This window comes from Synechococcus sp. MU1655 (assembly GCF_023630655.1).
Lineage (GTDB): Bacteria > Cyanobacteriota > Cyanobacteriia > PCC-6307 > Cyanobiaceae > Synechococcus_C.
Genome location: NZ_JAKUHK010000133.1, coordinates 1 through 5,523, shown reverse-complemented (window position 1 = coordinate 5,523; position 5,523 = coordinate 1). Strand labels below are relative to the sequence as shown.

Annotated in this window: 7 protein-coding genes; all 7 read right to left on the bottom strand. The window is 52.8% G+C overall.

Annotated features, from left to right (window positions below; translation table 11 throughout):
• Positions 1 to 132: 132 nt before the first annotated feature.
• The 7 genes from NCN04_RS07260 to grrP all read right to left on the bottom strand — a co-directional run bounded on the left by NCN04_RS07260 (position 133) and on the right by grrP (position 5,497).
• A complete protein-coding gene (locus NCN04_RS07260; protein ID WP_048347195.1) occupies positions 133 to 414 on the bottom strand; it encodes a YlxR family protein in 282 nt (93 codons plus the stop codon).
• On the bottom strand, positions 411 to 1,916 hold the full coding sequence (nusA, locus tag NCN04_RS07255) for a transcription termination factor NusA (protein ID WP_250395643.1): 1,506 nt from the start codon (positions 1,914 to 1,916) through the stop codon (positions 411 to 413). Before nusA ends, NCN04_RS07260 begins: the two co-directional genes overlap by 4 nt.
• Before the next feature lie 56 nt (positions 1,917 to 1,972).
• The gene (gene rimP, locus NCN04_RS07250) at positions 1,973 to 2,440 is read right to left on the bottom strand and encodes a ribosome maturation factor RimP (RefSeq protein ID WP_250395644.1); all 468 of its coding nucleotides are present in this window, start codon (positions 2,438 to 2,440) and stop codon (positions 1,973 to 1,975) included.
• A 114-nt stretch (positions 2,441 to 2,554) separates the two neighbouring features.
• Positions 2,555 to 3,064: a hypothetical protein gene (locus NCN04_RS07245; protein ID WP_250395642.1), complete on the bottom strand. Its 510-nt coding sequence runs from the start codon at positions 3,062 to 3,064 to the stop codon at positions 2,555 to 2,557.
• Between the two features lie 17 nt (positions 3,065 to 3,081).
• Positions 3,082 to 4,233 (bottom strand): cyclophane-forming radical SAM/SPASM peptide maturase GrrM/OscB, encoded by a 1,152-nt coding sequence (gene grrM, locus NCN04_RS07240; RefSeq protein ID WP_048347192.1) that lies wholly within the window; start codon positions 4,231 to 4,233, stop codon positions 3,082 to 3,084.
• Complete coding sequence (gene grrA / locus NCN04_RS07235; protein WP_048347191.1) at positions 4,227 to 4,541, bottom strand: GrrA/OscA1 family cyclophane-containing rSAM-modified RiPP; 315 nt, start codon at positions 4,539 to 4,541, stop codon at positions 4,227 to 4,229. The genes grrM and grrA overlap by 7 nt, the downstream gene beginning before the upstream one ends.
• A gap of 38 nt (positions 4,542 to 4,579) precedes the next feature.
• Positions 4,580 to 5,497: an extracellular substrate binding-like orphan protein GrrP gene (gene grrP, locus NCN04_RS07230; protein ID WP_048347190.1), complete on the bottom strand. Its 918-nt coding sequence runs from the start codon at positions 5,495 to 5,497 to the stop codon at positions 4,580 to 4,582.
• Positions 5,498 to 5,523: the final 26 nt, after the last annotated feature.

The window sequence follows — 5,523 nt, the reverse complement described above, 5'->3', positions numbered from 1 at the left end:
GGACGTCTTTGTTCTCCAAGCCAAGGTCCTTGGACAACTCATAAATTCTGACTTTGCCGCTGCTGGTCATTCAGGTCTCCGGTCGGTCCGGGCACGGTGTGCCTCGGGGCTCCACACACGTGGTGCCAATGTTCATCTTGCCTCAGCGGCTGCAACCCGAGGTTCGGTGAGCCGCTCTTGCAGCGCCGTCATTACGTCTTCAGGAACCTGGCAACGCAGGGATTTCTGAAGCCTTTTGCGGCGGCGTGCCTCTTCAAAACAGGCCTCAGTCGGGCAGAGGTAGGCCGATCGGCCCATTCCCTGATCGAGGAGGACCCCTTCCTGATGGTCACGAATCACTCGCAAAAGCATGCTGCGATCGAGCAGCTGACGGCAGGCGACACAGCGACGGAGGACGGGGCGCGAAACGTTCACCGGGCTCCTTCCTCTTCATCGCTTGTGCTGGGGGCATCCTCAGAATCGAGCTCGTCGTCCAGTTGTTCAGGTTGTTCTGTGATCTGATCTTCAGCTTGCAATTCGGTCTCAGCTGTTTCGACTGACTCCTCTACGGCTTCGGCCACGGGTTCCTCGACCGCTGCTTCAGCATCCTCGTAATACTCTCCATCTTCGGTGTATCCCTCCTCGTCTTCGGGAAGCGGATACAGCTCACGAAGTCGAGCATCTTCCTCGGCCCTGGCTGCCTGTTCAACGGCTAAGCGCTCTTCCGCTTCACGTTGAAGGGCTTCTTCCTCTTCCCTTTGGGAGATGAGCTCAGCAACAACAGCATCCTCTGCGGTTTGGTCGTATTCCGTTGAGTTCTTGATGTCAATTTTCCAACCCGTTAATCGAGCTGCAAGACGAACATTCTGACCTTCTCGACCGATGGCAAGACTGAGTTGATCGGGCGGCACCAACACATGGGCATGTTGCCCTTCGGGATCAACAAGACGCACAACTTCGACGCGAGCTGGACTCAGCGAGTTGGCGATGTACTGGCTGGGGTCTTGGGACCAGCGGATGACATCAATTTTTTCGCCACGGAGTTCATTCACGACTTGTTGAATGCGTGATCCCCGGGCTCCGATGCACGCTCCAACAGGATCGACCTCTCTCTCGATGCTGTCGACAGCCACCTTGGTCCGAGGCCCTACCGATCTCGATGGTGGATTGGCTTCACGGGCAACGGCAACGATGCGTACCGAGCCCTCTTGGATCTCAGGAACTTCATTTTCGAAGAGATAAACCACCAGCCCTGCATTGGCTCGACTCACAAAGAGTTGAGGTCCACGGCGAGGCACTTCGCTGACCTCTTTAAGAAAGACTTTGAAGGTGGCGTTGGCGCGGTAGTTGTCGTTGGGGAGCTGATCGCGCCTGGGCAATTCAGCTTCGACCTCGGGACGGCCAAGACCCGAACTCACGGCCATGATGATCGATTGACGCTCGAATCGAATCACGCGAGCAGTCAGGACTGGATCTTCGAGATCAGCAAATTCCTCTTGGATCATCCGTCGCTGTTGATCGCGCAGCTTCTGAGCCAAAACTTGTTTGGTCGTGGCAGCTGCCATGCGACCGAAATCCTCTTTCTCGGGAGTGACATCGAGTACGACAGTGTCGCCGGCCTGGGCGTCTTCAGCCACTTGCATGACCTCGGCCAAGGCGATTTGGTGGTCTTCGCTTTCAACCTCATCAACAATGATTTTGCTGGCGAGAACCCGATAGCCCTCTTCGTCTAAATCGAGGGCGACATCAAAATTGCTGAAATATTCTTCATCGAAAGGATCTTCACTAATCCCTAAATAAAGGGTGCGCCGATAGCGCTCATAGCCTTTTAAAAGTGCTTCTCGTAAGGCAGCCTCAACGACCTGAGGGGCGAGTTTCTTTTCCTCGCTGATGTCTTCGATCAGGTTGCTGAGGCCGGGGAGAAGGACGAGAGCCATCGAGGACGGGAATGAAAGTCTTGGAGGAGAGTGAGGTTGGAAGAGGCTTGAAGGGGTCAGCCAGTAGGACTGGTGAGCTCAACAGAAATCACGGAGTCCCGCGAGATCTGTTTAATTCGCCCGTGAATACTGATCTTGATGTGGTCTTCCGTTCGCTCTAAAAGGGTCCCGGAATGTTTCTTTTCAATCCCCTCAGCGTCACGGTGAATCACGTCGACCGGATAGCGACGAAAAGTCTGGAAATCGCGATCCGATTGAAGATGTTCTCCGATCCCTGGACTACTGATCTCCAGGACATAAGCCTCGTTGAGAACAGCAGCATTTTCCAGGGCTTCTCCCATCGGTGCACTGAAAGCAGCACAATCATCCAAGGTCACATCGTCTCCGCTGGAACGGCGAATTTGGATCAGCACCGTCATGGGTTGCATGTGGGCTAGGACCTGCAAATCAGCCAGCTCGAACCCGTGGTCTACGGCTATGGCAGAGGCCAATTCCTTTAGATCTGGGAGCAGAGGATGGGGCAAGAACAATCGGAGGGAGAGTCGGGCATTGGCCCGATGGTTGATGCTGCGATCACCCTCCCGGAGAGAGGAACTCACCAGGCCAAACAACAATGTAGTTGATTGACCTTTCATGCATCAGTCGCAACCCTGTACCGAAATGCGGTAACTGAATCCGGTTGCTCCAGGATCGTTGCCAGCACCAACTTTGAAGTTCACCTGGCTAACAGCCTTCCCCTGAGGAGTCTGGAATGGACCGAACTGAGCTCCGGTTCCTGTTGGTGGCTTCATGAATTCTTTGACAACTCTTAAATTGCTGCCGTCCGAAAATTTCAGAAAGGCTTCGATTGGATAAGAGCCAGGGTTGCTATCCGTCGAGTCTGCGGTGAAGAAGAGTTTGTAAGAGGCAAAAGGTTGGTTCACGACAAAGTCGGTATTCCAGTTCGTACGACCTAGCAATGCTTTGTTGCGTTGAACTCTCTTTTTGACGATGTAGGGCTTAGGACCATCGCCATTGCCACCGATTGGCATGAGGAATGTGCAACCTGCGTGAGCGACTGGTGCGTGAGCAAAAATGAGCGATGAGCAAGCTACGACGACGCCGATAGCTGATGCAGATCGATGGCTTTTGCGTGTGAGTGAAAACATATTTGCTATTGAAATAGTTAAGGTGTTTTTACACCCTGGGTTTCAATTTGTTCGAGAAGAACGTTCACTGGGATTTGGGTTGAAAAACGGCAGGCACAGGTTTCACTAGAGGCCAAGGTTCCATGCTCCCAGTACTTGTTGCTTCCAGTTCCGCCGCCGCAGAAGCCGTAGTAGTCACATTGATCACGGCAAAGCGTTGTCCCAATGGTCATGTCTTGAAGCAATTGGCGAAATGTCTCGGTTTCAGCGGCACCGACGAGGGATTGATCGCGAATATTTCCTAAATTGAACAATCCATATTTCTTGGTTTCCACGGAGAGGAGTTCAGGATCAAAAGTGGAAAAATTGCCTGCTGAATCCACACTCAAGATCGAATATGGGCGATTCATTTCGTTCTGAAGCAGTCTTTGCCCACTGGCCATCATCTCAGTGATTTGATCGAATTCACGCAGGCGAATCGGAAAACCGTCCCTTTGATTGCACTCCCAAAAACATTTTAAGAAGTTGTGATATTGCTTTTCTCTGCTTAGTCCCTGCATGGAAGAGCTGGCGTTAATACCTTCTTGCTCTTCGACATTGAAGCCGAGATCCTGAATTCCATTGTCACGGAAAAAGGAGTACATCCTCTCTGGATCTTCGATGGCCGCACTCGTGAGTACAGCGATCGCATGGATAGGAATCGCGTGATCTTGAAGTTTTCGAATGCCACGCATTGTTAGAGCATGAGATCCAATGCCATTGCGAAAACGGCGATGGGAATCATGGATCTCTTCTGGCCCGTCAACGCTCACACCTACAACAATTTGATTGCGCTGAAAGCATTCACACCAGGCGTCGTTGATCAACGTCGCATTGGTTTGCACATGCTGCTCAATCTGAACCCCTTGCTCCTGCAGCTCAGCTGTTTGCTCACGCACGATGGCACTTGCCTCGTCGTAAAAGCTGCAAGGCAGCGTCAGTGGTTCGCCAGCATGCCAGAGGATTGAAAGCTGAGGGCCCCAAAAGGGGCTCTCATACACCCTGTTCAGCAAAACAGGTAATTGATTGAGATCAAAGATCCGTCGTTTCTGGCGATCAGGCAAGTAGCAGTAACTGCAATCAAGGTTGCAGAGCGATGTGGCCTGAATCACCAAGAGGCCGATGGGTCCGTAATCAGCGTGGTTTACCAATTGGCGAAACCTGCGCGATAGCCATTGGCGAAGCCCCTTCCGCCCCCGTTGCCAAAGGCACGTCCACGGCCACCACCGTTGCCCCAGGCGCGGCCGTTGCCATTGCCCCATGCTCGAGCAATGGTCTGGCCATCGTTGTGATGACTGACCCCTAATCGCTCCCAAGTGTCACTCGAGAGCTTCTCAATGCGCTGTTCCAGAGCATTCCCTAGATCGGGCTCGCTGAGAACAGCTGAGTGCGAGGCGTCTGTCAGGACAGAGCTTGACGCGAGAATTGCAGCGATGCTGAGGAGGGTTGTTTTGTTCATGAGTGACGTGAAATTTGAACGCTTTTAGGAATATGGGCTCAGGAGCCTTTGGATAATTCAGCTGTCGTTGCGAGCACGATGGTGAAGAAATCGCCGATCATGTTTTCGCTGAGCCCAACCTGACTATCAGGACCAATCCACTTGTTGACGGCTGTGCGTACGTCTTCGTTGTCGTCCACATAAGCGGTCAGCATCTGACCGATGGCCAAGTTGCTGTAATTCAGTAGGTGAGGAGTGGTGTCCGCAATCACACAGCCGACGCTGGATCTTGCGTAAGGGAATGTGGGGACCAGATCAGCATCCGGAGCCGTTGCCTCTCGACTGGCTTTCAGCCAGAGGGTGTCCCCACCGAGGAATTCAATCGTTCCGTCCTTAAGGCCTGCAAGAGCCTCTGTAGGGGTCGCGAAGAATTGGAACTGGGCGTCATCAACGGATTTAGCCAGGACTGCCGCTGCAGCCGTGTCTTTCACGACACCAATTGTTTTTCCTTTAAGGCTGTCTGGTGTTCCGTCATTCCCTTTGGGAGCTAAAACACGCGTGCCGCTTGTTGCGAAGGGCAAGCTGTAGGTAAGCGTTCTTTGTCTCTCCCAAGTGAAGGCAACGCCACAAGCGATATCAGCTTCTCCGGAACGAATTTTGTTCAGTCCATCCTGAGCAGACTTGATGGAAACAGGCTCGATCACAATGTCATCGGACTTGTTTTCTGGAGCTGATTTCAGCTGATCGCGGATGGCATTAAGCACCACGAAAGAAAGGCCTTCGTATTTGCCATCTTTCTCGTCAACCATGGGAAGCACATCGTCCACAACGACGGCTCTCAGCTTTCCGGTCTCAAACACATTGCCTGTTTGGCCTGACGCCTCTGTGTCACTCGTGGGAGCAGACTTTTGGCAGGCCACAAGGCCAACAGCTGTGAGCGCGATCAGGCCGGTAGCGGCCGCTTTAAAAAAGCGCATGATCGTGAGTTGATGACGTACCTAGA

Coding starts and splice junctions, on each gene's coding strand:
- nusA (WP_250395643.1), bottom strand. CDS start 1,916: ATGGCTCTCGTCCTTCTCCCCGGCCTCAGCAACCTGATCGAAGACATC.
- grrA (WP_048347191.1), bottom strand. CDS start 4,541: ATGAACAAAACAACCCTCCTCAGCATCGCTGCAATTCTCGCGTCAAGC.
- NCN04_RS07245 (WP_250395642.1), bottom strand. CDS start 3,064: ATGTTTTCACTCACACGCAAAAGCCATCGATCTGCATCAGCTATCGGC.
- grrP (WP_048347190.1), bottom strand. CDS start 5,497: ATGCGCTTTTTTAAAGCGGCCGCTACCGGCCTGATCGCGCTCACAGCT.